The organism is Capsulimonas corticalis (assembly GCF_003574315.2).
Lineage (GTDB): Bacteria > Armatimonadota > Armatimonadia > Armatimonadales > Capsulimonadaceae > Capsulimonas > Capsulimonas corticalis.
Map to the genome: position 1 here is coordinate 595,612 of NZ_AP025739.1, position 23,844 is coordinate 619,455.

A 23,844-nucleotide genomic window follows, 5' to 3' on the forward strand; every position below is an offset into this window, starting at 1 on the left:
GATAAATCAAAGTCATAGCCACTCAGCAAAATTGTACGCTATTTACCCACACACAACATGCTCTTGCACATGTTATGTGTATTCGTGATACGCAGTTTGAAAACGTATCACGCGCAATATGAAGTTATCAAAGAACAGAAGTTTGAACAAGCACTTTGGCTTGAACAATTTTGCAGCCCCATTCGCTGATGGCTCGCTGCATCTGAGGTAAGTATCTTACCTTAGAAATCTTTAGTTTGTCAAGTGTTTTCGTGAAAATTATTTACAATAACTCTCAGCGACTATCAACACTTAACACGTTATCAAGACTGGTGGAGGATAGGAGATTCGAACTCCTGACATCTACTTTGCAAAAGTAGCGCTCTACCAACTGAGCTAATCCCCCACGGCGTCACACAGAACCAACTTGCATCGCTCTGTATATCAGAACAAAGATGGTGGGCGCAACAGGACTCGAACCTGTGACCTCTCGGTTATCAGCCGAGTGCTCTAACCAACTGAGCTATGCGCCCGCTGTTGCGGAAATCTTAGAAATATTCAAGACAAACAAAAAGGAAGGCGACCGCCTTCCCGCAAGAAGCTTTTTCGGTTTTTGCGAGAGCTTATTGAATTGTCGCTTGAATAATAATCATAGATTACCGGCGCTCAATGTGAACAACATGTTAACTTGATAACGATGCACATTGAAAACTAAATAGGAAATCGTGTCAACCTTTTCGTGACGAATAAGGAGTCATTCGAGATCGAAGCACTAGACTTCAAATCTCTCAAGGGATAGATCGACCTGATAGAGCGCGCTTCGCTTAGTTTGCCGGTCTGTTGTACTTGCATACTTCAAACGTCTTCACTAAGACTAGCAGCAGCTCGATATCCTTAGAAAGGAGGTGATCCAGCCGCACCTTCCGATACGGCTACCTTGTTACGACTTAGTCCCCCTCGCTCCCCACACCTTAGACGACTCCTTCCTTGCGGTTAGGCCATCGGCTTCGGGTGCAGACAACTCAGGTGACTTGACGGGCAGTGTGTACAAGGCCCGGGAACGTATTCACCGCAGTTTAGCTGACCTGCGGTTACTAGCGATTCCGACTTCATGCAGGCGAGTTGCAGCCTGCAATCTGAACTGAGACTGTATTTTTGAGATTGGCTCCACCTCGCGGTCTTGCGTCCCTTTGTTAACAGCCATTGTAGCATGTGTCAAGCCCAGGATGTAAGGGCCATGCCGATTTGACGTCATCCCCACCTTCCTCCCGCTTACACGGGCAGTTCCCAAAGAGTTCCCGTCTTTCACGCTGGCAACATTGGGTGAGGGTTGCGCTCGTTGCGGGACTTAACCCAACATCTCACGACACGAGCTGACGACAACCATGCAACACCTGTCTTCTGGTCCTCTTGCGAGGAAAGCCCACTTTCATGGGATGTCCAGAGATGTCAAACCCTGGTAAGGTTCTTCGGTTAGTGACGAATTAATGCACATGCTCCACCGCTTGTGCGGGCCCCCGTCAATTCCTTTGAGTTTCAACCTTGCGGCCGTACTCCCCAGGCGGAGTGCTTATTGCGTTAGCTGCGGCACCAGGGGGGTCGATACCCCTGACACCTAGCACTCATCGTTTACGGCGTGGACTACCAGGGTATCTAATCCTGTTTGCTCCCCACGCTTTCGCGTCTCAGCGTCAGTTACAGGCCAGCGAGCTGCCTTCGCCATGGGTGTTCCGATCGATATCTACGCATTTCACCGCTACACCGACCATTCCACTCGCCTCTCCCGCACTCAAGGTCTCCAGTATGAAAGGCAGTGTCCGGGTTAAGCCCGAACCTTTCACCCCTCACTTAAAGACCCGCCTACACGCGCTTTACGCCCAGTAACTTCGGACAACGCTCGCCCCCTACGTATTACCGCGGCTGCTGGCACGTAGTTAGCCGGGGCTTATTCACCAGGTACCGTCATTTGTTTCTTCCCTGGTAAAAGGAGTTTACATCCCGAAAGATTTCATCCTCCACGCGACGTCGCTGCGTCAGGGTTGCCCCCATTGCGCAAGATTCCTAATTGCTGCCCCCCGTAGGAGTCTGGGCCGTATCTCAGTCCCAATCCGGCTGATCGTCCTCTCAGACCAGCTACCCGTCGAAGCCTTGGTAGGCCGTTACCCCACCAACTAGCTGATAGGCCGCGGGCCCATCTTGAAGTGCATAAAGCTTTGAACATTTCGTGATGCCACAAAAGTTCACATGCGGTATTAGCAACCCTTTCGGATTGTTGTCCCCCGCTTCAAGGCAGGTTGCCCACGTGTTACGCGACCGTTCGCCACTAGGTATTGCTACCCCGTTCGACTTGCATTTCTTAGGCACGTCGCAAGCGTTCGTCCTGAGCCAGGATCAAACTCTCCATGAATAATATTTAAAGACTGAAGCCGAAGCCCCAGATCCTAAAATCATGAGATGCGTTTGAGATACTATGGCCGGCTAGGTCCATAGTTCCAATAGTTTTGCTAAGTTTCCGCGAATATATGCTATAGTAAACTACACCAATATATCCATTATGCAGAAACCGCGGACTATCCCTGACCCCTTATTCGTTATTCGTTCCTCTCCAGAAGACTACAGAATTCTATAAATAGAAAGCCTTAGCCCTAGTATGAGGAGTACGCACTCAAAGGTTGTTGTTTACACGATTTCACTATTTAGTTATCAATGTGCATCGCCGTCCCGGACACTGCCCTATTCGGCACCCTGTCCAGGTTTCCAGAGTAAAGCTTGACAAATATCAAGATCAACCCCAGATTTCGAGCAATAAAAAACCACGCTACCCTGAGGATAGGCCTTGCGGTCATAGGTAAGAAAAGCGTGACTATAATTCAGATCGCTCTGAAATTCAGATTGCTCTGAAGCCAAACTCTGCTCACCCCCACTCGGTTACCCTTGCAGCGCGGAGGTTCGTTCTTGCTCTTATCGGCTCCGAAGTCTTCGCTTTACTCTCGTAAAGTTCGCTCTTCGGCTGACTGACGAGGGATATTATACACTCGCTTTGCAGCGTTTGTCAACCCCTGATCAGAAATCTTTTCAAATCTTGTTTTCGAAGCTTGCGATTTTCATCCAGCAAACTCTCGATCGAAGCATTCTTCGCTTCTCGTCGCCAGCGACTTTGGCTGAGCGGCGAGGAGTAGTATACTTGACTTTCGAAGTGTTTGTCAACCCTTCGGGAAATCTTTTTTAGCAGCCTTTCTCAGGATTGCTTCGTATACGAGAAGGAGCTTCGGGGAAGCGGTCTTCGCTTCGTCACCGTCAGCGACTTTGGCTGAGCGGCGAGGAGTAGTATACGCTTTCTCGCTTGAGTTTGTCAACCCTTGGAGAAAGTTTTTTAGCATACTTGGGAAGGAGCTTCGCTGGAGCCTTGCGGCTCCTTCGCTGCTGGCTCTTTGGCCCGGCAACGAGACGTAGTATACGGCATGCGGGCGTGCAGAGTCAAGTGATTCCCGAGGATTCTTGTGATTCTTTTCGAATATTTTTGTGAGTCGCAAAAACAGGGGCCGCGCTGTTGAGCGCGGCCCCTGTTTTTACTCTTATTCGTGCGGCGCTTCGCCGTGATGATGGTGGTCATGATCGTGGTGATCGTCTTCTCGCGGCTTCAGTCCGCCGCCGAGAACCGTTCCCATGGTCGCCAGCACTAGCAGCGCAACAAACGTCATTGTATTGCGCGCGTCCCCGTGGCCGGGAGCGACGCGGGCCAGGAGTGGGATAAACGCCAGCAGCAGTCCCAGCGCCAGGGCGTTGAAACCTGGGCGCGCATTGAATTTGGCGAGGGCGAAGAAGACCGCGACGATCGCGACGCTTATTGTTATTGCCGACGTAGTCATAAGGCGACCCTCCCGCCTCTATTATACCCCGGCGACCAAGCGGCGTTCTGGAACGAGTTATTCGTCCGCCACCGGAGTGAGCGAGGACGAGCTGAGCGAAGCGTGCGGCGTCGAGATCCAGAGCTGGGGATCCTCTTTGAACGTGCGCAAATTCGTCAGATTGGCGAAGTAGTACATGTGGTCATTGTAAAAGACGTGCCCGGCGTTGCTGTTCGGATCCACGGCTTCATGCGACACGGGATCCACATAGACATCACGATCGTCGGCATAGGATGACATGGGCAGGCTCCATTCCCTCAAGAGGACGGTTGATACCTTGAGTATGCCCAGCGAAGCAAGCGGCTAAACGGCGGCGGGGAGGGTTTGTCGGGGATGGCGCCAGTCGGTGACGCTGGCGAGGAGAGATTGGGTGTAAGGATGCTGGGGCGACGAAAAGACCTGGCGCGTCGGTCCGCTTTCAACGATCTGCCCCCGGTACATGACCGCGACTTCATCGCAGCGCTCGGCGACAACTCCCAGATCGTGCGTGATTAAGAGGATCCCCGTACCGGTTTCGCGCTCCAGCTCGTCCACCAGATCCAGGATCTGCGCCTGTACAGTGACGTCCAGGGCCGTCGTCGGCTCATCGGCGATCAGCAGTTTGGGATGGCACGAAAAGGCCATGGCGATCATCACGCGCTGACGCATGCCGCCGGACAGCTCCATCGGGTACTGGCGCAGGCGGCGTTCGGGAAGCGTGATGCGCACGCGCCCCAGCCAGTGCGCCGCCTCGACCAGCGCCTCCCGGCGCGACAATCGGCGATGGGCGTGCAGCACATCGGTCATCTGCTGGCCGATCGTGAGCGTCGGGCTCAGCGCCGTCAAGGGATCCTGAAAGACCATGGCGATCTGCGATCCGCGCACCGCCCGCAGCGCGCGTTCGTTTTCCTTCAGCAGATCGCGCCCTTCAAACAGAATCCTCCCGGCCGTGACGCGGCCGGGAGGGGAGATCAAACCGGGAATCGCGAGCGCGCTGACGCTCTTGCCGGACCCGCTTTCGCCGACCAGACCCAGCGTCTTGCCGGCTTCCGCCGTAAAGGACACGCCGCGCACCGCCTGCACGGCGCCGGGGCCGGCGCCGAATTGCACGTGTAGGTCTTCCACCCGCAGCAGGGGTTCCGGCATTCCAAGTACTCCAAAGAGAGATCAGAGACGAAGAAAGCCGGCGAATGAATTCGCGCCTAAAAGTACGGTCACCCACCTGCGTGGGTTCAGAAGTCCGCGAAGGCGGACGGCCGTGTTATAGACGCGAATTCATTCGCCGGCTTCTTTGACGGCTACAACGCGATACAAACGCCAGGGGCAATTTGTTAATCGAACAGACTCGTGATACTCTCGCCCTGATTGATGCGGCGGATCGCTTCCGCGAACATGGGGGCGGCGCTCAAGACCTTGATCTTCGAGCGTTCCTTCTCACGCGCCAGCGGGACGCTGTCTGTGATGACGATCTCGGCGATGGCGGGGTGATCGTTCAGGCGGTCGACGGCGTTCGCGGCCAGCACGCCGTGGGACGCGGCGACGTAGATCTCAGGATTCGCGCCGTTGGCGATCAGCGCGTTGACGCATTCGATGATCGAGCCGCCGGTCGTGATCATATCTTCCAAAATGATGGGAGTTTTGCCCTTGACGTCGCCGGCAAGCTGCGTGATCTCGGTGTGCCCGTGATGCTCGTGGTGCTTGTAGCCGACGGCGAGGGGGGCGTCGAGGATTCGGACGAGCTTGCGCGCCTGCTTGACGCGGCCTTCATCCGGGGAGACGATCACCAGGTTCTCAAGGTTTTTCGCCTGGAAGTACTCCGCGAACATCCCCAGCGCCGTCAAGTGATCGACGGGGATATTGAAGAAGCCCTGGATCGCGTCGGCGTGCAGGTCCATCGTCACCACCCGGTCGGCGCCGGCGGCGGAAAGGACGTCGGCGATCAGCTTGGCGGTGATCGCTTCGCGCGGCTTATCTTTCTTTTCCTGACGCGCATAACCGAAGTACGGCAGCACTGCCGTGATCCGGTCGGCGCTCGCGCGCCGCATGGCGTCGATCAGGATCAGCAGCTCGACAAGGTTGCTGTCCACGGGAGGCCCTGTCGGCTGGATGATAAAGGCATCCGCGCCGCGCACGCTCTCCTTATATTGTACGTATGTCTCACCGTCGGCGAAGCGAGAGATCTTCACTTCCCCCAGCGGCATCTCTAATGCGTCGGCGATCGCCTGGCAAAGCGCCGGGTTGCCGGTGCCCGCGAAAAGTTTCATCTCGGAATTGTCGTTCAAACAGGGTCTCTCCTCAAAGCATCATCCGAAAGGAATTATAGCAGACAATATGGCCGCGCGCAAGTGACTCCCTGCCGATCACGCTCTCTTCCAGTATCTTGCACAGGGCGCGGCCGGCCGGCGCTTCATGATCCAAATTCCAATGCTCGCATCCAGTCTACATCTAAGAAACGCCCAGGACACGAACAAACGATTGCGAAAGAATATCCGTAAAAGTTATACAATTTTAGATTAATCTGTCAACAACAAAAAATTATTGATACGAATGCTTGATTTTGTGGTAATAAGATACTAATTGGTGAAATAATCGTTGTATAATACAAAAGGCGGCAAGTATCTACAGCGAGCTTGCAATCCAGTGTGAATAGCACTATTCCCGGAGAGCCCACGATGACAATGCATCGGTCCGAACTCAAAGAGATGCTGCGTAAGGCGACGAGCGGCGTCCAGCTGACTGTCAGCGAATCGAACTACATCAAAAGCACTTATAAAGAGCTGCGTGAAGAGTACGAGAAGGTCCTGGAAGACAGCGCGGAAGATGAAGTGAAAGTTCTGGCGATCAGCCAGGCGCTCAGTTCCCTGGAAGCGAAGAAGATCAGCGGCCCCGAGTTCGTCTCGGAAGTGATCTACTCCGTCTACGTTCTGAAGGACAAGCGAAAGCGCGACCGGATGCTGCGTTCGGAGATCGCCTACCGCATGGCGCTGGCGGCGTACTTCTACGATCACGTCAAAGCGATCAAGAAGATCCCGGCCAATGTCCCCGTCACCTCGGAGTTCCTGTTCCAGATCAACGAGCTGGACTCGTCTCTGAAGGACTACCAGAAGTACAAAGCGCATAGCGAAGTGCGCGAGCTTTCCAGCCGCAAGGCGGTCGCATAGTTTTTGCTTGACCGTGTTGCGGCTTTGTCGTAACTCCCCCGATCGGCGCGCCATTCTGCACGTCTGCTCCCTCCGACGCTCCAACTGGGTATAATCCCCACCATGGAGCGTATTGTTTCCGCCGACCCACACGCCATTGAACGCGCCGCGCGGCATCTTCGCGAGGGCCGCCTCGTCGCCTTTCCCACTGAGACCGTCTACGGCCTTGGCGCGAACGCGCTGGACGCCGACGCCGTCGCGCGCATCTTCGCCGCGAAAGGCCGCCCGGCGACCAACCCGCTGATCGTCCATATCGCCGATGTCGCCGCTCTGGATCAAATCGCCCGCCCCAACGAAGACGCCCTGCGCCTCGCCCAGATCTTTTGGCCTGGACCGCTGACGATCGTGCTTCCCAAACAGCCCGGCGTCCCGGACATCGTCACCGCCGGCGGCGACACGGTGGCGGTGCGCATCCCGCGCCACCCCGTCGCGCTCGCCCTGCTGCGCGCCGTGGGCTTGCCCATCGCCGCCCCCAGCGCCAACCGCTCCGAGTCGATCTCGCCCACCCGCGCCGAACACGTCGCCCGCAGCCTCGGCGCCGACGTGGCGATGATCCTCGACGGCGGCCCCTGTGATGTCGGATTAGAGTCGACCGTTCTGGACCTCAGCGGTGACTCGCCGGCCATCCTGCGCCCCGGCATGGTGTCCGCCGAGGAGATCGCCGCCGTCCTCGGCTTTCCTATCGCCCTCGGACAAACCGCAAGCGGCGCCGTCGCCAAATCGCCGGGGCAGATGCTGCGCCACTACGCACCCACGTCGCCTTTGCGGCTTTCCAAAAATGTCTGGGCCGACATTCCCCCCATCGGCCGCATCTCCGTCCTCGCCTACGCGCCGCCGCCGGAGCCGCTCCCGCCCCACGTCCGCACTCTGTTTCTTTCGGATGAGTCCAATAGCTATGCATCAAACTTATACAGTTCACTGCATCTCTTGGACGCCGAGCGACCGGACTTAATCCTGGTGCAGGCGCCGCCGGAAACGGACGCATGGACCGCCGTGCGGGACCGCCTCCAGCGGGCGGCGGCGTAGGAAACGCCTCATCACCACACAAGCGCCTCACATCATCACAATTGACTCCCCTCCCCCCACCGGGTAAACTCATTACCCATGCGCGAATTTGACACAGCCACTATCAGCCGGGCCGAAATCGAGCGCAAGCTCACTGTCCGCACCGACGAAAACACCTCCACTGTCGAAGCCACCGTCCGCGACATTCTGCACGACGTCCGCACGCAAGGCGATGCGGGTCTTCTGGCACACACCCAGCGGCTTCATTGGCCGGGCGCGACCGCCGAGACGCTGCTTGCATCCCAAGATGAGCGGGATGCGGCGAGCGACGCGCTGGACGCTCAGGTCGCGGGGTCATTGCGCGCGGCCGCCGCGAATATCGATGCGTTCCATCGCGCGGAGCGCGGACAGCTGCAATCGTGGATGCACACCGAATCCGGTGGCCGCGTGCTGGGGCAGCTGCTTCAGCCGGTCCAGCGGGTGGGATTGTATGTGCCGGGCGGCAAGGCGTTTTATCCGAGCACGGTCTTGATGACGGCGATCCCCGCCGTCGCCGCCGGAGTGGCCGAGATTATCTTGTGCACGCCCGCCGGCGCGGATGGGTCGATCAACCCCGCCATTTACGCGGCCGCCGCGCCCTATGTCCAGAAGATCTTCAAGATCGGCGGCGCGCAGGCGATCGGCGCGATGGCTTATGGGACCGAGACGGTGCCGAAGGTGGACGTGATCGTCGGCCCCGGCAATCAGTATGTCAATATCGCCAAGCGATTGGTTTACGGCGAGGTCGGGATCGATATGCTCGCGGGACCATCGGAAGTCGCGGTCATCGCGGACGCCGACGCCAATCCGGCGTTTGTCGCCGCCGATATCCTGGCCCAGATCGAGCACTCGCAGGACAACCGTGGGTTCCTCTTCTCCCCGTCGCAACCCTTGCTCGATCGCGTGAAGGCTGAAGTATTGCGTCAGGCCGCGCTGCTGTCGCGCGGAGAGATCCTGGCGCACACGATCGAACATTTGACGGTCGTCAAGACGCGGACTCTCGACGAGGCGATTGAGCTGTCCAATATTCTCGCGCCCGAGCACCTGGAGCTGTGCGTGCGCGAGCCGCTGGCGGCGCTGCCGAAGATCAAGAACGCCGGCGCGGTGCTGCTCGGGGAGCACACCTCGGCGCCCATCGGCGACTATATCGCCGGACCGTCGCACACCCTCCCGACCGCCGGGGCCGCGCGCTTCTCGTCGCCGCTCTCGGTCGCCACCTTTATGAAGCGCACCAGCGTTATCTATTACTCCGCCGAAGCCGCGCGATCGGCCGCGCCCGATGTCGCGCGCATCGCCGATGTCGAAGGCTTCGACGCCCATGGCGCGGCCGCATTGCTGCGCGCGTCCACAAGTCCAAAGGAACCATCGTGATCACTCTCTCTCCCCGCGCCGAAGAACTGCGACCGCAGCTCAAGGCCATCCTGTTCGATATGGACGGCGTTCTCCTCGACATCACGCAGTCGATTCGTGTCGCCAATATCCTGGCCGTGCCCTTTTTCCTGCGTGAGCGCCTCGGATGGCCGGTCGGCGACGATCTCATTACCTCCGAAGATATCGAGAAGTTCAAGAACGCCGGCGGTTTCAATGACGACCGCGATCTGACCTGCGCCATCGTGCTGCACTACATCGTGCGCGGCCACGAGAACCCAACCGCCTCCCCGGAAACGCTCAGCGTCCTTCAGCCAAACCTCACGCGCTACGCGGCGCGGATCGCGCAGCGCGGCGGCGGCCTCAAAGCCGCCGAGGACCTCGCGCTGGAGCACTTCACCCGCGAAGACAAGTTCGACATCGAGATCCAGTACCGCAAGAAGGAGATCTCCCAGATCTTCCTGGAGCTCTTCGCCGGCGAGCACAGCGAGCGGCTTTACGGCAAGCCCGCGGCCTATTATACGGGGCCGGGACTGGTCAACAACGACAAAGTCATCATCGATCCCGCGCTGATCCCCGCCGGCCGCGCCCTTGGCGTGCTGACCGGGCGCAGCCGCGAGGAAACGCAGTTCGGACTGGAGCTGGCGAATCTGATCGAGGCGATCCCGGAAGCCTACCGCGTCACGCAGAAAGAGGGCTTCTACAAACCCGACATGCGCGGCCTCAAACTCTTGCTGGAGCGAGTCGGCGGCGGCCCCGCGATTTACATCGGCGACACGCTCGACGATCACAAGACCGTCGCCCGACTGCTCGCCAAGATCCCCGACGCGCCCGTCCTCTCGGCGCTCGTCCTGACCGGCCCGATGGGCGCGGCGAATACGGGTCTGTTCAAGCGTTCCGGCGCGGACATCGTCGCCGAGGACGTCAACGAAGTCCTGCGCTGGATCGCCGGATAGAGTCCGGCGGGCAATCGACACACATGACACATCATCGGCGCAAGGAGTGAAGAATGCAGTACGGTTCGATTGCGGGGCTCTCCAAGTCCGTCTCACGTTTGATCCATGGCGCCATCGCGCTGAATAATGAGACCGCCGAGCGCGAGTTTCCCCTGCTCGACAAGGTCTTCGAATATGGCTGCACGACATTCGACACCGCTTATATCTACGGCGGCGGCCAGACGGATGTCCAGCTCGGCCGCTGGATCCGCGAGCGCGGTATTCGCGACAAAGTGGTAATCCTGGCGAAGGGCGCCCACCCCGGCCCGCAGGGCGCCAAGGTCACGCCCGAAGACATCACCTCGGATCTGAACGAGACGCTGGAGCGAATGCAACTGGACAATGTCGATCTGTATGTCCTGCACCGCGACGACGAGTCCGTTCCGGTCGGTCCCATCGTCGAGATTTTGAACCAGCATCTGAAGGCCGGCAAGATCAGCGCCTTCGGCGGCTCCAACTGGACGCACGAGCGTATCGGCGAAGCGAACGCCTACGCCCTGGCGCATGGCCTGGTTCCGTTCGCCGCCACGAACCCGAACTACAGCCTAGCGGCGCAGATCGTTCCGCCGTGGGAAGGCTGTGTGACGGTCAGCGGCCCCGAGAACGCCGAGGCCCGCGCCTGGTACGCCGAACAGAAGATCTCCGTGCTCGCCTGGTCCAGCCTCGCCAGCGGCTTCTTCTCGGGCCGCATCAGCCGCAATTCGCTCAACCCGCCATCGGAACTGGGCGGCACGCAGGAGTTTCTCAATGAAACCTGCCGCCGCAGCTACTGCTCGGAAGAGAACTTCCAGCGCCTCGACCGCGTGAAGCAGCTCGCGCACGACAACGGCGCCACGATCCCGCAAGTCGCTCTGGCGTATATCTTCCATTCGCCCATGAACGTCTTCGCCCTGACCGCCAGCGCCAACGCCGACGAGTTCCTCTCGAACATCGACGCGCTGGACCTGACCCTATCCGCCGCGGAAGTCGCCTGGCTTGACAACGGTACGCCGATTCCTTAGACTTTGAAGACTTGTCAGTCGACGTTAAAGAACAATATGGCCGGCGGTTAAAACCGCGCCTGCAAAAGCATGTCACCCGCGCAGGCGGGTTTCGGCGCTCTTTCAGGCCGGGCGCCCTTTGGGCGTTTAACCGCCAGCCGGCTTGGAGCCTCCCTTTGAATATCAAAACACTCGGTCTCGCCGCCTGCGCTCTGCTGAGCGGAGCTGCTTTGTTCCCAACTCTCGCGCACGCGAACGACGGCATCTTTCCTTCCGCGACGAAAGCTAAGCAAGCCATCGACTTCGACGGACGAGGCTTCCTCATCAACGGCAAGCGCACCTTCATCGCCAGCGCCGGAATGGAGTACGCGCGAGTTCCGCGCGCGCTCTGGCGCGACCGGCTCCTGCGCTTCAAGCGCGCGGGAATGAACTGCGTCGAAGTCTACAACTTCTGGGACTTCCATGAGCCGCAGGAGGGTAAGTTCAACTTCTCCGGCGACGCGGACCTGGACGCATTCTTCAAACTCGTCCACTCCCTCGGAATGTACGCCATCGCCCGTGTCGGTCCCTACTACTGCGCCGAATGGGACAACGGTGGTTATCCGGTCTGGCTGCGCAACAAGCCCGGCGTCCGCGTGCGTGAGGACAGCCCGGAGTTCGAGAAGTATGTGGATCGGTATTTCGACAAACTGATCCCCATCGTCGCCGCCAATCAAATCAACCGGGGCGGCTGCGTCGTGCTGGTTCAGCTGGAGAACGAGCATCCACAGGGATGGGGCACGGAAATGCCCAACGCCTACTTCCGTCATCTGCAAAGCAAGGCTCTCGCGCTCGGCCTGGAAGTCCCTTACTTCTTCAGCGGCCTGCATCATGGCAGCGATCCCGCTGGCGATGTCGGCCACTCCTGGGACAGCGTGGGGCGAACGAACCCATGGATGACGACGGAGTTCTGGTCGATATGGTACGATCGCTACGGACAGAGCCTGGACGCCGCGAACGAATACGATCGGCGCACCATGAAGATATTGGCCTACGGCGGCAATGGCTACAATTACTACATGATGCACGGCGGCACGAACTTCGCCTACTGGAACAATGACGAGGACGCAGCCAGCTACGACTACGGCGCCGCCGTCGGCCAGGGCGGAGATCTGCGTTCGATCTACTATCGCAACAAGCGGGCCGCGTGGTTCGCGCGCAGTTTCCAGAGCATTCTGGAGGACAGCACAAACGCGGATGCGGACTTCTCCGCCGCCGCGAGCGATCCCGCCGTCAAAGTCACCGCGCGGCGCAGCCCGGCGGGAACCCTGGTCTTTCTGGATAACCCCGGCAAATCTCCCGTTCAGACGTCCGTCGGCGGACCGAACGGGTCCGCGGAAATGGGCATTGGGTCTGTGACGCTGGAGCCGGGCGAAATTGCGGGCTTCGTGCGAGACTATCAGATCGCGCCGGGCGTAACGATCACGCGCACGTCATCGCGGATCATGGGGATCTTCGATCAAGACGGCGTCACAACCATGGTGATTCACGGAGAGCCGGGATCGATGGGCCAGGTGCTGATGAAAACGAACTCGCAGGCGGCGATCGCCGCAGGCGCGTCCGACTTCAAAAGCAGCGGCAACACGCTCACGCTGGACGCCAAATTCCCGCAAAGCGGCGTGGATGAGTACACCTTCGCCGCAGGCGCCACTCATGTGCGAATCCTTGCGGTCGGCACGGCGCGCGCGGATCGGACCTGGTTTGTGGAAGCGGGCGGCAAGAACTATATTGTGAGCGGACCGGAGTACATCTCGGACGCCGCCATTCAAAACGGCCGTCTGCGCCTTACTTACGAAAAGCCCTGGATTCCGATCCCGGAAGCCGAACCCAGCCTTGAGACCGTGATCTACAGCAGCGGCGACGCGCCGCAGCGCTTCCCCGCCAACGATTATCAAGCCAAGCGAAAAACGACGCTGGAAGTCAGCCAATGGGAGACTAAGAGTGGATCGGACGAAGCCGCCGTCAATTATGACGATCACGGATGGCTGGCGAGCGCGGCTCCCTCCCAGATGGGCGCCGACAACGATATCACGGCGGACGCCTGGTATCGCAGCGCGATTCCGGTCCCTAAGACAGGCGACTACACGATCAAGATCGACTCGGCGCAGGACCGCTGGCTGCCGTTTGTGGACGGCGCGCCCGCAGGCCCGAAGTTCGTTCACGGAAACTCCGTGAACGTCCATCTGACAGCCGGAACGCACGCATTCGCCGCCTTCACCGCGCATGATGGACGCCAGAAAATGCCCGGATACGTCGGTTTGATTGAAAGCAGCGCGCCCAAAGGGCTTTTCGGCGCCGCAAGTCTCACCCAGCAAGCGGGCGAAGACATCGCGCTGACTCCATGGCGCGTACTGAAATCCGACGACCACACCGCGCCTCCGGCCTCGGACGCCGCCGGCTGGAGCGCCTACGCCATCGGCCAGGACCCGTTTGGCGGCCAGAGCGGGTTCGTCTGGCTCCAAACGACGCTTCCAGACACGGCCCCCAACCTGAAGAGCCACAGCGTCTTGTTTCCCACCGTGGACGACAACGCCACCGTCTTCCTGAACGGCCAGAAGCTCACGACGCATGAAGGCTGGAATGAGCAGTTCAACGTCAGCCTCGATAGCGCCTGGCGCGCGGGCGGCCCCAACATCCTTTCCGTCCTGGTGGAAAACACCGCCGGCGCCGGCGGCATGTCGGCGGCGCCCTCTCTGTCCAGTGTGATTTTCTCGCAGCCGATTACCGGCTGGAAACTGCGCGGCGGCCCCGGCGATCCCTTCGACGCCAAAGGCTGGACCGCCTTCCAAAAAGCCGAGGCGAATGGTCCGCGCTTCTATCGCGCCAAAATCTCCGCCCCCGGCGGCGTCGCCCCCGGCCAGGTCTGGCGCGTCCTCACCCACGGGCTCTCCCACGGCTCCGTCTGGGTCAACGGACAGAACCTCGGACGCTACCCGGAGAAGATCCCGATAGAGGGCATGTATATCCCGCCTGTCTGGCTCAAGCCCGGCGACAACTCTCTGGTGATCTACGATGAGAGCGGAAACGCCCCCGATCAAGTCGAAGTTCAAGTGGAAGCCGCCGCGAGCCGCGATCTGCTGACGATTGAGGCGAAGGGGTAAGAGGTCTCCCCTGAGTCCCCAAGTCGAAGAGGCTGTCCCCCGGCCCCCACATGGGGTCGGGGGGCAGCCTATTTCTGAAGGGACCGAGAGCTCAGCGCCCACCTTACCCTAGACAAACCCCCGCCCCTCTGGTACAATCCACGATATGACACAGGCACGAACCGCCGTCGTTGCGCGCAAAACGCGGGAGACGGACATACAGTTATCGGTCACGCTGGACGGCGATGGTGAAAGCGAAATCGTCACCGGCGTCGGCTTCTTCGACCACATGCTCACCCACATCGCCCGGCATGGATTGCTGCACCTGACGGTGCAGGCCGAGGGCGATCTGCACATCGACGATCACCATACCGTGGAAGATATCGGCATCGCGCTGGGAACGGCGCTGCGCGAGGCGTCGGGCGACAAAAAGGGCATCGTACGCTACGGGCACGCCGTTGTGCCCATGGACGAGGCGCTCGTTACCTGCGCTCTGGACTGGAGCGGCCGGGGGCTGCTGGTCTCGGATTTCGCTTTTCCGTCGGATAAGATCGGGACTTTTGATACGGAGCTCGTCGCGGAGTTCTTTCGGGCCGTCGCGGCGAACGCCGGCCTGACGCTGCACTTTGAGCAGCGGCGCGGCTCCAACTCGCACCATATCGCCGAAGCGGCGTTCAAGGCCTTTGGGCGCGCGCTGGACGCCGCCAAGCGTCACGACGCCCGTGTCCAGGGCATTCCCAGCACGAAGGGAAGCCTGTAAACGCCATGGCGATCAAAGAACTTCCGCCCATCACCTTCCCGCACACATTCGCCGCCGGCAACACTTACCGCTGGGGAATGGGGCTATTCTCGGCCATGGGCTTGTTCGCGACGGGAAACGCGCTGTCGCACCACCAGCCAAGCAACGCCTTCGTCGCCGGCGTGCTGACGGCGGGCTTTGTCTTCCTTCTGTTCGCGGTCCTCTCGTTTCGCATCCGCGTGGATGGAACCGGGATGACACAGAGCTGGCTGATCGGGAAGTCGGCGATTACCTGGCCGCAAGTCGCGCGCGTCGATCGGTCGCGCCGGGTGTACTCGATCCATATCGCCGATGGGACCGAGCCGATCATGATCTCATTCCTGTCCACGCCCGCCCAGATCGCGGTGGCGCAGGAATCGATCCGCTGCGCGGGCCTCACCCCAACGCGCGGCAAGATCCCGCTCCCGGCCGTGGAGCGATGGGACCGCTAATGAAAATCGCCATTATTGATTACGGCATGGGCAACCTGCGCAGCGTCGAAAAAGCCTTCCACAAGATCGGCGCCGCCGGCGCGTTCGTCACCAGCGACCCGGCGGAGATCTTCGCCTCCGACAAAGCCGTTCTGCCCGGCGACGGCGCGTTCGACTCCACCATGCACTCGCTGCGCGAATCGGGCATCGACAAGATCTCCCTCGACTTCATCGCCTCCGGACGCCCTTTCTTAGGCATCTGCGTCGGCATGCAGGTGCTACTCACAACCAGCGAAGAGGGCGAGCCCGGCGTCCGCGGCCTCGACGTCGTCCCCGGCCAGGTCAAGCGCTTCACCGGCGACGGCCTTAAAGTCCCGCAGATCGGCTGGAACAACATCAATTTCACGCCCGGCGCGCCGCTCGCCCACGGCCAGCCCGCCGGCGACCCGATGGCCTACTTCCTGAACTCCTACTACTGCGCCCCCGACGATCCCGCCGACATCGCCGCAACCACCGACTACGGCGTGACCTTCTGCTCCGCGATCCATCGCGGAAACGTGTGGGCGACTCAGTTCCACCCAGAGAAGTCGGGGTTAGTGGGGCTGGCGATTTTGGAGAGCTTTTCGGAGGTGTGAGGGACCTATCCCCCGCGTAATCCCTATTCCCCCGCGCTTTAGCGCGCTTCCCCCTTTTTCCCAACAAGCTGTTGCGCAGGGGAAAACGGGAGCCACTCATTGGTTTCCATTCACTCGTGTCGTAGCCGGCAAAGACAAAGCATAGCATGTGAAAAAACGATCAGCCCATTCACTCTTGACACAATCAAGAGTGAATGGGCTGTAGTTATTTGCTCCCCTTTTCCCCCGCGCAGCGGCTTGTTGGGAAAAAGGGGGAAAGCGCTTTAGCGCCGGGGGAATAGGGCCTTCCCCTACCGCCGCCGCAGGAACGCCGGGATGTCCACATCTTGGTCCGGCGAGGGCCGGGGCGCGGGGGCCGGGGCGGCGGGAGCAGGAGCGGGCTGCTGCTGAGTCTGCGCGGCGGCGGGCTGGGGCTGCGCGGGCGCGGGGGCCGGAGCGGGCTGCTGCGCGGGGGCAGGCTGGGTGTTGATCGATTGGCGGGCGTTCACGGACGCGGGGAGGCGCTGGTCGAAGCCGGTGGCGAGCACCGTGATGCGCACTTCGTTTTCCATGCGCGGGTCCTGGACGACGCCGAAGATGATGTTCGCGTCGTCGTGATCCGTCGCCTGCTGGATCAGCTCGGTGGCCTCGGTCACTTCAGCGAGGGTCAGGTCCGCGCCGCCGGTGATGTTGATCAATGCGGCGCGCGCGCCTTCGATGCTGGTTTCGAGCAGCGGGGAGGCGATGGCGGCCTGCGCGGCGTCCACGGCGCGGTTTTCGCCGCTCGCGACGCCGATGCCCATCAGCGCCGTGCCGGCGTTCAGCATGATCGCGCGGACGTCGGCGAAGTCCACGTTGATGATGCCGGGGATCGTGATGATGTCGGAGATGCCCTGCACGCCCTGGCGCAGCACGTCGTCCGCCTCACGGAAGGCGTCCACCAGAGTGGCGCGCTTTTCGACGACGCCGAGCAATCGGTCGTTCGGGATGATAATCACCGTATCGACTTTATCGCGCAGCGCGTCCACGCCCTCTTCCGCCAGACGGTACCGGCGCGGGCCTTCGAACTTAAAGGGCTTGGTGACCACGGCGACCGTGAGTATGCCAAGGTCTTTGGCGATCTCGGCGATCACGGGCGCGGAGCCGGTGCCGGTGCCGCCGCCCATGCCGGCGGTGATGAACACCATATCGGCGCCTTCCAGCGCCTTCTTGATGTCGCCTTTGGACTCTTCAGCCGCCGCCTTGCCGACTTCCGGGTTGCCGCCGGCGCCAAGGCCGCGCGTCAGGTTTTCGCCCAGCTGCAGCTTATAGTCCGCCGCGCTGATATCCAGGACCTGGCTGTCGGTGTTCATCGCGATGAACTCGACTCCCGTCAGGCCGGCGTCAATCATCCGGTTGACGGCGTTCGTGCCGCCGCCGCCGCAGCCGATCACCTTGATGCGGGCGAACGGGGTTTCGTCGCGTAATCCGAGCGCCATATGTGAAACCATCTCCTCTAGTATAAAACCGCCGCGTTCTGGAGCACGGCGTTTAATGGTCGAAAATCGATCCGGTAATTCGGGCGAAGAAGTTTTGTATCTTCTTCATGTACTTACCCATCGGCGCTTGTTCGCGAACGATCTCGCGATGCTGCTGATGGTAGTGCGCCCCGTACTGCACTAATCCCACGGCCGTTGAGTAAATCGGAGAGCGCAGCGTGTCCGCCACGCCGCCCACGTCGCGCGGGCTTCCCACGCGCGTCGGCATCCCCGTCACCTGTCGGCAAAGCTCGGTCGCGCCGCGCAATTGCGCGCCTCCGCCCGACAAAATAATCCCCGCCGGCAGCATATTGTAGTAGCCGGACCGCATGATCTCCTGCTTCACCATCGTGAACAGCTCATGCATGCGCGGCTCGACGATCTCGGCCAGAATGCGCTTTGGCAGGATGCGCGGCTCGTCGCTGCCCAGGCTCAAGACTTCAAAGAGCTCATCGCCGGCGGTCATTCCGACCATCGCGACGGCCTCGGACAATTTGATCCGCTCCGATTCGTCGTGCGAGGTGCGCAGGCCGACACTGATGTCGCGGGTCACATGGTTTCCGCCGACCGGAATAGCCGACGAGTAGTAAATATCGCCGTCCACAAAGATCGCGATATCGGTCGTGCCGCCGCCGATATCGGCGATGCAGACGCCTAAATTCTTCTCATCCGGCAGCGTCACGGCCTCGGCGGTCGCGATCGGCTCCAGAACGGTCGCCTCGATCGTCAGACCCGCTTTGTGCACGCACTTCGCGACATTTTGAAGGAACGTCACGGCCCCGGTAACCACGTGCGTCTCCACTTCGAGACGCGTTCCGGACATCCCCACGGGGAACCGAATGCCGTTCTGCCCATCGATCGAGTAGGACCGGGGGATCGCGTGAATGATCTCGCGGTCCGGCGGCAGCACGATCACGCGGCTCTGGTCCTGGACGCGCTCCACGTCCTCCTCGGTGATCTCCCGGTTCGGATGGGTGATCGCGACGACTCCGCGCGAGTTCAGGGACGCCACATGCTCGCCGGTCACGCCGACGATCACGCGGTGGATCTCATAACCGGACATCGCGCGGGCTTTTTCCACACTCTCGGAGATCGCCTGGGCCGCGCTGTCGATATCAATGACAACGCCCTTGCGAATCCCGGAGGAGATGCTGTTGCCGACACCAACAATGTTGATGCGTCCCCGCTCTTCGATTTCAGCGACAATCGTGCAGACTTTCGTCGTGCCGATGTCGAGTCCGATCACGCAGTCCCTCGCCACCTCCTACGCCTCCCCATTCGACGCCGCTTATACGCGGCGCGATCCTCTTCCGACTATTCGCGCGCCGCGCCGCCGCCATGTTCGCCGTCCATTGACGGGTCGCCCGCATACTGCGGGGATTTCGCCGCCAACTGCGCCGCGCGACGCGTGGAGGAAAGGTCCGCCCGGTGATCGAGCCATTGACGCCGAGTGATCGACAGATTGACAAAAATACGACCGCCAAGAACCACGAACAAGGCGAGCGACAAATTCTGTCCCAGGCGATCGCCCAGGTACGCAAGAAACGCCGCCAGCATCGTATTCACGACAAAACCGGAGACAAAGATGCTTCCGCGAAACTTGCCTTCGGAGCCGGCCCGAACTCCGCCGATCAGCGAATCGATTCCGGCCAGCGCCGCCAGCGAAAGATAAGAAGCGTCCGCGATCGGGATGTGAGCCCCGGGCGTGAACCAGATCGCCGCGAACCCCAAGAGGCCTGACGCCAGCGCTAACCAGATCATATTTTTCTTAATTCTTGTCCGCTTCGCCGCCCGCGTTCGCCGTCACCGGCTGCGCGTATTTCGGCTGAGTCGCGCCGGAATAGGCGGGAATGACGAGCTTGTCGGCGTGGGCGATCCGCATCATCGCGGCGTCCATGCCCTGCAATTGATCGTACGCTCCCCCGGGAAGCTTCAGCGCCGTATCCAGAGTCTTCGAATCGCCGATCGCCTGAATCACATAAGGCGGCGTCTGCGGCGTATTGTTGACATAAATCGTCGGTCCCGCGCAGCGGATCGGGCTGCTCGCCACCAAACGCTGATCGTTCACGGCGATCGCCTCGGCGCCCGCCGCCTTCAGCTCATTGACGATCTGGTTGATGTCCGTATCGTGAATGATGCCGACCATCTGCACGGCCAGCGGCGCGTCCGGAAAGCGCTTCTTGCTGTCGTTCAGCGTCACGGTCACGCCCGGTCCTTTGACCGCCGTCAACCCCGCGAGCGTCTTTGCCCGGTTCAGGTCGTCGGTCAGCACCTGGAACTGCTTGTTGTGCGACGGCACGCTGTTCTCAAGGCGGCTGATATTTTCCTGCAGCGCCGCGATGGTGCGTTCGTCGTCCCCCGCCTTTTTCTTGAGGATCAAGTACTGATCCGCGAGCGCCTCGTAGTTGGAGGCCGGCAGTGAAGTTTGACGGATCTGGTTCTGGGTCTTGAACGAGAGGGCCAGCAGCGCGCCTAAAATGGCGCACAGCGTGCAGAGGCTGATCGCCCAGGACCGCTGATGGTCACTCGGCGAAGCGGCGGTGTGCGGAGGCGAGTTCAGAGTCAATCCCATCGCTGTTTTTTCGATCCTTTACGCCCTGAGCGGTATCAACGCTTCGCCGGCCGGGACTGCTGACGCGGCATCAACGCTGGCTGGCTAGGGCAACTGACATCGATATACGCGATTCTGGCGCCCGCATTTTCGCCGGCGGCTGTGACCGTCTCCTGCGCGACTGCGAGTTTTTCCGGCAATTCCTCGGGTTGACCTAGCTTAATCTGCAGATTATCCTTTCTATTTAAGCATAAATTCGCGTTTTGGTCAACCTTTATGCTTTGGGCCTCCAGATTCTTTTTGGCTCCGAGCAGCGCGATCAGCTTGTACGCCTGGGTCAGCCAGTCGGCCCGAATCGGCTTGCCGAGGGCCAGGGCGCCGGGGTCCATGTCTCCCTGCAAGGCGAGCACCGGGATCCCCTTCGGAGGCTCATCCACCAGACGGAACGGAACCTGCTTGCGGTCCAGGACATAATAACCGCCGTTGGCCGAAAGCACCGTGTAAGGCTGCCGCTCGGCGACCGTCAGCACCAGCGTGCGCGGCAGCTCGATCGCCCGCGACACATGATCGATGACGGGATCTTTCTGAAGGCGCTTGACGAACGGCTGCCGCGCGGCCATCAGAAAGATATTGGTCTTATTGGGAACCTGCGCCTCGGCGAAGACTTGATCGCCGGGCAGAGTCTGAAGCCCCTCGATGCGCACATGCGTCACGCGCAGATACGGGTTCGCCAGCAAAAGTCCCAGCGCTTCCGCCACGAGCAGCACGGCGCAGCAGCGCCGGATGATCCTATGCCAGTTGCGGCGGCGGCGATTGGCGCGGCGCTTGCCGGGCGGCGTCACCCCGATCCGTCCCGACCGTGATGTGTGCGTAGGCTTGTGCAACGGGGTCCGACGTCCTTCCCGTGGTTCGATCCGCGCGGAGCGCGGGATTCGATCAGCGTGGCTCCAGCGCCAGCTCGATCAGCCGGTCCAGCAGTTTCGGAAACGCGATGCCGGCCGCCTGCGCGGAGCGCGGCAGCAGGCTCGTGGTCGTCATACCGGGAATGGTGTTCGTTTCCAGCGTATAGATAGCGCCATCGGAAGTGACGATCATATCCGTGCGCGACATCCCCCGGCAGCCCAGCGTCTCATGACAGAGCGCCGCGATGCGCCGCGCCTCGGCGGCGATGCTGTCGGACACGCGCGCCGGCACGATCTCGTCCGTCGCGCCCGGCGTGTACTTCGCCGCGAAGTCATAGAAGCCGCTCGCGGGGACGATCTCGACAATCGGCAGGATCTCCAGATCTCGGTTACCGATCACCGGGACCGTGATCTCCGTTCCCGTGACGAACTGCTCGATCAAAGCCGCATCGTCATACTCGAACGCCGTTTTGATCGCGCCTTCCAATTGATCCGCTTCCGTCACGCGAGTCACGCCGAAGGTCGATCCCTGCGCGCTCGGCTTCACGATCACCGGCAGCGGCATGGCGCGCAGCGTGTCCCAGTCGATCGGGCGGCCCCGGCGGACGGTTTCGCCCGCCGGCATCAGCACGCCGGCGCCGGTCAGCACGCGCTTGGACATCGCCTTGTCCATCGCGAGCGCGCTCGCCAGAACGCCGCTGCCCGTATAGGGGATTCCCAGCACTTCGAGCATTCCCTGCACCGTGCCGTCCTCGCCACCCGGGCCATGCAGCGCGATAAAGACGACGTCGGGTTTGTCCTCGGCGCGCACGCGCGAAAGCTCCGGCAGCGCTTCAATCGCCGCGCCGCCCCCGACCGGCGTCAGTGCATGTACATCCGCAGTCAGGCTGACGATGGGAAGCGTACGCCCTTCAGCCGCCGGCGCGGCCGGGAGCAGGCGGTTGCCCGTCGCCGTATCGATCGCCGAAACGATGTATTGATTGGGGTCCAGCGCATTGAGGATCTGCTTCCCCGTGGAAAGAGAAACGTCGCGCTCCGCGCTGGAGCCGCCCATCAGGACGGCCACTTTGATTCGACTCAATGCGCCACCGCCATACTCTCGCGGCCCTGCGCAACAAACGCTTCGGCGACGGTGCGGACATCGTGTCCCGCGCCAAGCGCGATCACGACGTCGCCAGGATGGGTGTATTCGCCCAGACGCGCCGGGATCATCGCCTTGTCCGCCACATAGGTGACGTGCGAAGCGCCGCGCCGGTCGGCGGTCAGCGCCGCGAGGGCCGCGCCGGTGACGCCTTCGATGGGCTGTTCGCGCGCCAGATAGATATCGGTCAGGAAGACGTGGTCGGCGTCCCGGAAGCTCTCCGCGAACTGCTCCTTGAAGTCGTTCGTGCGGCTCGGCAGGTGCGGCTGGAAGACAGCAACCAGCCGCCGGTTCGGATAGCCGTGGCGGGCGGCGGCCAGCGTCGCTCGGATCTCCGTCGGGTGGTGCGCGTAGTCGTCGATGACCAGCACTCCGCCCGGCGTTTCCCCCAGACGCTCAAAGCGCCGGCCGGTTCCGGTGAAGTTCGCGAGGCCCACCGCGATGTCCTCAAACGCGATCCCAAGCTCCAGTCCCACCGACACCGCCGCCAGAGAGTTGGCGACATTGTGGATTCCCGGCACGCTCAGCGTGATCACGCCCAGGCGCTCGCCTTTGTAAGTCACGGCGTAAGAGGGGTTAAGGCCGTCCAGGGTGACCTCGGTCGCCCGGACGTTGACGTGCTCGTAGAGACCGTAGTTCATGGTCTCCGGCAGCCCCGTTCTGTCCATCAGCATCGTGCGGACGTTCTCGTCGTAGCCGCAGACGATCGCCTTTTCCGACACCTGTGTCAGAAATCGGCGGAAGGAGCGCAGCACGTTGGCGAGATCGCCGTAGTAATCGAGGTGATCGGCTTCGATGTTTGTAATGACGGCGTAGCGCGGATTGAGCTCTAGAAAAGAGTCGTACGCCTCGCAGGCTTCGGTCAGGAAGACATCGCTTTTGCCGAGGCGCGCATTGCCGCCATAGGCCGGCAGGTCGCCGCCGATCAGCACGGTCGGATCGAGACCGGCCTGCTCCAGCACCATCGCGATCATGCCCGTCGTGGTCGTCTTGCCGTGCGTTCCCGTCACGGCGATGCTGCGCTTGTAGTTATCCATCAGTCGTCCGAGCATCTGCGCTCGGGAGATGACCGGAATGCCCTGCGCGCGCGCCGCGACGACTTCCGGGTTGTCCTTTTTGACCGCCGCCGACACGACCACCAGGGTCGCGCCGTTCACATTGTCGGCATGGTGCCCCGCCACGGCGCGAATCCCATGCTCTTTTCGCAGTGCTTCCAGCGTTTCAGAATCCCGTGCGTCGGACCCCGTCACCGCGCCTCCTTGCGCGGCGACGATGCGCGCGAGGCCACTCATGCCCACGCCCCCGACGCCCACAAAATGAATCGTTTCGCTCACAGTA

20 protein-coding genes, 2 tRNA genes and 1 rRNA gene are annotated in these 23,844 nt (G+C 61.0%); 9 read left to right on the forward strand and 14 right to left on the reverse strand.

Features of this window, described 5'->3' with window-relative positions; translation table 11 throughout:
* Window positions 1-309: 309 nt before the first annotated feature.
* From D5261_RS02650 to D5261_RS02680, 7 genes are all read right to left on the reverse strand, one after another.
* Window positions 310-385, reverse strand: a tRNA-Ala gene (locus D5261_RS02650).
* A 50-nt stretch (window positions 386-435) separates the two neighbouring features.
* Window positions 436-512, reverse strand: a tRNA-Ile gene (locus D5261_RS02655).
* Between the two features lie 365 nt (window positions 513-877).
* Window positions 878-2,386, reverse strand: a 16S ribosomal RNA gene (locus D5261_RS02660).
* 1,168 nt (window positions 2,387-3,554) lie between these two features.
* Window positions 3,555-3,848: a hypothetical protein gene (locus D5261_RS02665; protein ID WP_119323930.1), complete on the reverse strand. Its 294-nt coding sequence runs from the start codon at window positions 3,846-3,848 to the stop codon at window positions 3,555-3,557.
* A gap of 57 nt (window positions 3,849-3,905) precedes the next feature.
* A complete protein-coding gene (locus tag D5261_RS02670) occupies window positions 3,906-4,127 on the reverse strand; it encodes a hypothetical protein (protein WP_119323931.1) in 222 nt (73 codons plus the stop codon).
* A 63-nt stretch (window positions 4,128-4,190) separates the two neighbouring features.
* Window positions 4,191-5,012, reverse strand: coding sequence for an ABC transporter ATP-binding protein (locus D5261_RS02675; protein ID WP_119323932.1), 822 nt, complete (start codon window positions 5,010-5,012; stop codon window positions 4,191-4,193).
* Window positions 5,013-5,197: 185 nt separating this feature from the next.
* On the reverse strand, window positions 5,198-6,130 hold the full coding sequence (locus tag D5261_RS02680) for a ribose-phosphate diphosphokinase (RefSeq protein WP_119324046.1): 933 nt from the start codon (window positions 6,128-6,130) through the stop codon (window positions 5,198-5,200).
* Between the two features lie 408 nt (window positions 6,131-6,538).
* On the opposite strand from D5261_RS02680, the gene D5261_RS02685 reads away from it, so the two are divergent.
* The 9 genes from D5261_RS02685 to hisH all read left to right on the forward strand — a co-directional run bounded on the left by D5261_RS02685 (window position 6,539) and on the right by hisH (window position 16,416).
* A complete protein-coding gene (locus D5261_RS02685) occupies window positions 6,539-7,027 on the forward strand; it encodes a hypothetical protein (RefSeq protein ID WP_119323933.1) in 489 nt (162 codons plus the stop codon).
* A 102-nt stretch (window positions 7,028-7,129) separates the two neighbouring features.
* Complete coding sequence (locus D5261_RS02690) at window positions 7,130-8,092, forward strand: L-threonylcarbamoyladenylate synthase (RefSeq protein ID WP_119323934.1); 963 nt, start codon at window positions 7,130-7,132, stop codon at window positions 8,090-8,092.
* A 78-nt stretch (window positions 8,093-8,170) separates the two neighbouring features.
* Window positions 8,171-9,481, forward strand: coding sequence for a histidinol dehydrogenase (gene hisD, locus D5261_RS02695; RefSeq protein ID WP_119323935.1), 1,311 nt, complete (start codon window positions 8,171-8,173; stop codon window positions 9,479-9,481).
* Window positions 9,478-10,434, forward strand: a complete 957-nt coding sequence (locus tag D5261_RS02700) for an HAD family hydrolase (RefSeq protein WP_119323936.1) — start codon at window positions 9,478-9,480, stop codon at window positions 10,432-10,434. Before hisD ends, D5261_RS02700 begins: the two co-directional genes overlap by 4 nt.
* 53 nt (window positions 10,435-10,487) lie before the next feature.
* Window positions 10,488-11,474 (forward strand): aldo/keto reductase, encoded by a 987-nt coding sequence (locus D5261_RS02705; protein WP_119323937.1) that lies wholly within the window; start codon window positions 10,488-10,490, stop codon window positions 11,472-11,474.
* Between the two features lie 155 nt (window positions 11,475-11,629).
* Window positions 11,630-14,593 (forward strand): beta-galactosidase, encoded by a 2,964-nt coding sequence (locus D5261_RS02710; RefSeq protein ID WP_119323938.1) that lies wholly within the window; start codon window positions 11,630-11,632, stop codon window positions 14,591-14,593.
* 145 nt (window positions 14,594-14,738) lie between these two features.
* A complete protein-coding gene (gene hisB / locus D5261_RS02715) occupies window positions 14,739-15,332 on the forward strand; it encodes an imidazoleglycerol-phosphate dehydratase HisB (RefSeq protein ID WP_119323939.1) in 594 nt (197 codons plus the stop codon).
* Window positions 15,333-15,337: 5 nt separating this feature from the next.
* On the forward strand, window positions 15,338-15,802 hold the full coding sequence (locus tag D5261_RS02720) for a hypothetical protein (protein ID WP_119323940.1): 465 nt from the start codon (window positions 15,338-15,340) through the stop codon (window positions 15,800-15,802).
* Window positions 15,802-16,416, forward strand: coding sequence for an imidazole glycerol phosphate synthase subunit HisH (gene hisH / locus D5261_RS02725; protein ID WP_218025725.1), 615 nt, complete (start codon window positions 15,802-15,804; stop codon window positions 16,414-16,416). The genes D5261_RS02720 and hisH overlap by 1 nt, the downstream gene beginning before the upstream one ends.
* 290 nt (window positions 16,417-16,706) lie before the next feature.
* On the opposite strand, the gene ftsZ is transcribed toward hisH, so the two are convergent.
* The 7 genes from ftsZ to murC all read right to left on the reverse strand — a co-directional run bounded on the left by ftsZ (window position 16,707) and on the right by murC (window position 23,840).
* Window positions 16,707-17,873, reverse strand: coding sequence for a cell division protein FtsZ (gene ftsZ / locus D5261_RS02730; RefSeq protein ID WP_119323942.1), 1,167 nt, complete (start codon window positions 17,871-17,873; stop codon window positions 16,707-16,709).
* A gap of 52 nt (window positions 17,874-17,925) precedes the next feature.
* Window positions 17,926-19,158 (reverse strand): cell division protein FtsA, encoded by a 1,233-nt coding sequence (gene ftsA / locus D5261_RS02735; protein WP_301002406.1) that lies wholly within the window; start codon window positions 19,156-19,158, stop codon window positions 17,926-17,928.
* A gap of 68 nt (window positions 19,159-19,226) precedes the next feature.
* Window positions 19,227-19,673: a small basic family protein gene (locus D5261_RS02740; protein ID WP_218025726.1), complete on the reverse strand. Its 447-nt coding sequence runs from the start codon at window positions 19,671-19,673 to the stop codon at window positions 19,227-19,229.
* Between the two features lie 7 nt (window positions 19,674-19,680).
* Window positions 19,681-20,484: a DUF881 domain-containing protein gene (locus D5261_RS02745; protein WP_119323944.1), complete on the reverse strand. Its 804-nt coding sequence runs from the start codon at window positions 20,482-20,484 to the stop codon at window positions 19,681-19,683.
* A 35-nt stretch (window positions 20,485-20,519) separates the two neighbouring features.
* Window positions 20,520-21,347, reverse strand: coding sequence for a cell division protein FtsQ/DivIB (locus D5261_RS02750; protein ID WP_165864527.1), 828 nt, complete (start codon window positions 21,345-21,347; stop codon window positions 20,520-20,522).
* 52 nt (window positions 21,348-21,399) lie between these two features.
* Window positions 21,400-22,446: a D-alanine--D-alanine ligase family protein gene (locus D5261_RS02755; protein ID WP_119323946.1), complete on the reverse strand. Its 1,047-nt coding sequence runs from the start codon at window positions 22,444-22,446 to the stop codon at window positions 21,400-21,402.
* On the reverse strand, window positions 22,443-23,840 hold the full coding sequence (gene murC, locus D5261_RS02760; RefSeq protein WP_218025727.1) for a UDP-N-acetylmuramate--L-alanine ligase: 1,398 nt from the start codon (window positions 23,838-23,840) through the stop codon (window positions 22,443-22,445). The genes D5261_RS02755 and murC overlap by 4 nt, the downstream gene beginning before the upstream one ends.
* Window positions 23,841-23,844: the final 4 nt, after the last annotated feature.

Bases quoted from the DNA above. Each gene is read 5' to 3' on its own strand.
- D5261_RS02670 (WP_119323931.1), bottom strand. From the start codon at position 4,127: ATGTCATCCTATGCCGACGATCGTGATGTCTATGTGGATCCCGTGTCG.
- D5261_RS02680 (WP_119324046.1), bottom strand. From the start codon at position 6,130: ATGAAACTTTTCGCGGGCACCGGCAACCCGGCGCTTTGCCAGGCGATC.
- D5261_RS02705 (WP_119323937.1), top strand. From the start codon at position 10,488: ATGCAGTACGGTTCGATTGCGGGGCTCTCCAAGTCCGTCTCACGTTTG.
- ftsZ (WP_119323942.1), bottom strand. From the start codon at position 17,873: ATGGCGCTCGGATTACGCGACGAAACCCCGTTCGCCCGCATCAAGGTG.
- D5261_RS02675 (WP_119323932.1), bottom strand. From the start codon at position 5,012: ATGCCGGAACCCCTGCTGCGGGTGGAAGACCTACACGTGCAATTCGGC.
- D5261_RS02720 (WP_119323940.1), top strand. From the start codon at position 15,338: ATGGCGATCAAAGAACTTCCGCCCATCACCTTCCCGCACACATTCGCC.
- D5261_RS02740 (WP_218025726.1), bottom strand. From the start codon at position 19,673: ATGATCTGGTTAGCGCTGGCGTCAGGCCTCTTGGGGTTCGCGGCGATC.
- hisB (WP_119323939.1), top strand. From the start codon at position 14,739: ATGACACAGGCACGAACCGCCGTCGTTGCGCGCAAAACGCGGGAGACG.
- D5261_RS02685 (WP_119323933.1), top strand. From the start codon at position 6,539: ATGACAATGCATCGGTCCGAACTCAAAGAGATGCTGCGTAAGGCGACG.
- D5261_RS02690 (WP_119323934.1), top strand. From the start codon at position 7,130: ATGGAGCGTATTGTTTCCGCCGACCCACACGCCATTGAACGCGCCGCG.
- hisH (WP_218025725.1), top strand. From the start codon at position 15,802: ATGAAAATCGCCATTATTGATTACGGCATGGGCAACCTGCGCAGCGTC.
- D5261_RS02745 (WP_119323944.1), bottom strand. From the start codon at position 20,484: ATGGGATTGACTCTGAACTCGCCTCCGCACACCGCCGCTTCGCCGAGT.
- D5261_RS02665 (WP_119323930.1), bottom strand. From the start codon at position 3,848: ATGACTACGTCGGCAATAACAATAAGCGTCGCGATCGTCGCGGTCTTC.
- hisD (WP_119323935.1), top strand. From the start codon at position 8,171: ATGCGCGAATTTGACACAGCCACTATCAGCCGGGCCGAAATCGAGCGC.